Source organism: Amycolatopsis sp. SID8362 (assembly GCF_010550475.1).
GTDB classification, from domain to species: domain Bacteria; phylum Actinomycetota; class Actinomycetes; order Mycobacteriales; family Pseudonocardiaceae; genus Amycolatopsis; species Amycolatopsis eburnea.
Map to the genome: position 1 here is coordinate 1 of NZ_JAAGNB010000419.1, position 1,481 is coordinate 1,481.

The following is a 1,481-nucleotide window of genomic DNA, read 5'->3' on the forward strand; positions in this document are numbered from 1 at the left end:
CGCTCGTCGGCCGCCGCGGCCGGGCTGCCCCAGCCGCCCGCGACGACGAGCGTGTCGAGGTCGCCCGCCACCTGGTCGAGCCGCAGGTGCGGCTGCAGCACGAGCCCGGCGCAGGTGCGGATGCCGTGTCCGTCGACCGAGGCGAGCTGGAGCTCGTACGGCGGCCGCGCGCCGAGCCGGTTCGCCGCGTCGAACACGTCGGCGGGACACGCGATGTCCAGCAGCTCGGCGTCGGCGTACCCGACGATCACGACCCGTCTGGGTGACCCTGGCATGATCGAACGCTAGCAGCCGGACCCGGCGCTCGGACGCGGTTCGCAGGAATCGGGACATCGGCGGCCCGCCCGCCGTCCAGGCCCGCCATGGTCGGGGCATGACCGATGAGCAGAAGGCCCTCGCCTTCGTCGTTTACCCCGGGCTGACGCCGCTCGACCTCGTGGGCCCGCTCCAGGTGCTCAGCGCGCTCGCGCAGATGGACGCCGGCTACCGGACCGTCGTCGTCGGCGCGAGCACGGACACCGTCGGCACGGACACGCCGCTGCGGGTCGCCCCGAGCCACACCTTCGACGAGGTCCCGGCGCCGTACGCGGTGCTCGTCCCCGGTGGCACCGTGCCGACGCTGCGCGCGATGGCCGACGAGCGCCTCCTCGCCTGGCTGCGCACCGCGGCCGAAGGGGCGGAGCTGATGACGTCGGTCTGCACCGGCTCGCTGATCCTCGGCGCGGCGGGCCTCCTCGAAGGCAAGCAGGCGACCACGCACTGGATGCTCCGCGACGTCCTCGCCGGGCTGGGGGCCACGCCGGTCGCGCGCCGGTGGGTCGAGGACGGCTCCGTGATCACCGCCGCCGGGGTGTCCGCGGGCATCGACCTCGCGCTGCACCTGGTGGAACGGCTGGCCGGGCGGCAGGTCGCGACGAACATCCAGTTCGCCATCGAGTACGACCCCGAGCCGCCGCAGGGCGCGCTGGACTGGGCGAACCAGCCGTACGGCGACCTCAAGCCGCTGCGGGAACACACCCTGCGCCAGGGGCTGGCCGAGCACCCCGAACTGCTGGGGAGGCTGCTCGCGCACACCTGACCGACGTCGTCGGCCATCCGGGTGATCGGCGGACGCGCCGCGCGCCCGGCGGTTAGATTCAGCTCGCTCGATCAGGTGATCTCGCGGGTGGGGTGTTGTAGCCGTGCGATTCCAGGTGCTCGGCCCGATGACGGCCTCCGTCCCGCTGCCCTCGGCGGCCCAGCCGCGGCGGCTGCTCGCCGTCCTGCTCGCCCGCGCCGGCCAGTACGTCGGCCGCGACACGCTGGTCGACGAACTGTGGCCGGACGGCGCGCCGTCGAGCGCCGCGGCGATCGTGCAGGTCACCGTGTCGAAGCTGCGCAAGACGCTCTCGCCCGGCCTCGGTGCCGCCGAGGCCGGGCAGCGGCTGCGCTCCGGGCCGCGGGGGTACGCGCTGACGGTCGAGCCTGGCGAGCTGGACGCG

The 1,481-nt window shown here is 74.7% G+C and carries 2 protein-coding genes and 1 pseudogene; 2 read left to right on the plus strand and 1 reads right to left on the minus strand.

All coding sequences use genetic code 11. The features are described 5' to 3' along the window. A pseudogene (locus G3I65_RS13445) lies at nt 1-275 on the minus strand (GlxA family transcriptional regulator); the annotation flags it as partial. A gap of 98 nt (nt 276-373) precedes the next feature. Between G3I65_RS13445 and G3I65_RS13450 the strand changes: the two are divergent. After that, entirely contained in the window at nt 374-1,078 is a 705-nt protein-coding gene (locus G3I65_RS13450) for a DJ-1/PfpI family protein (protein ID WP_160696402.1), read from the plus strand. 103 nt (nt 1,079-1,181) lie between these two features. Then, nucleotides 1,182-1,481: helix-turn-helix domain-containing protein (locus tag G3I65_RS13455; RefSeq protein ID WP_160696403.1), on the plus strand; the 300-nt coding region annotated here is incomplete at its 3' end.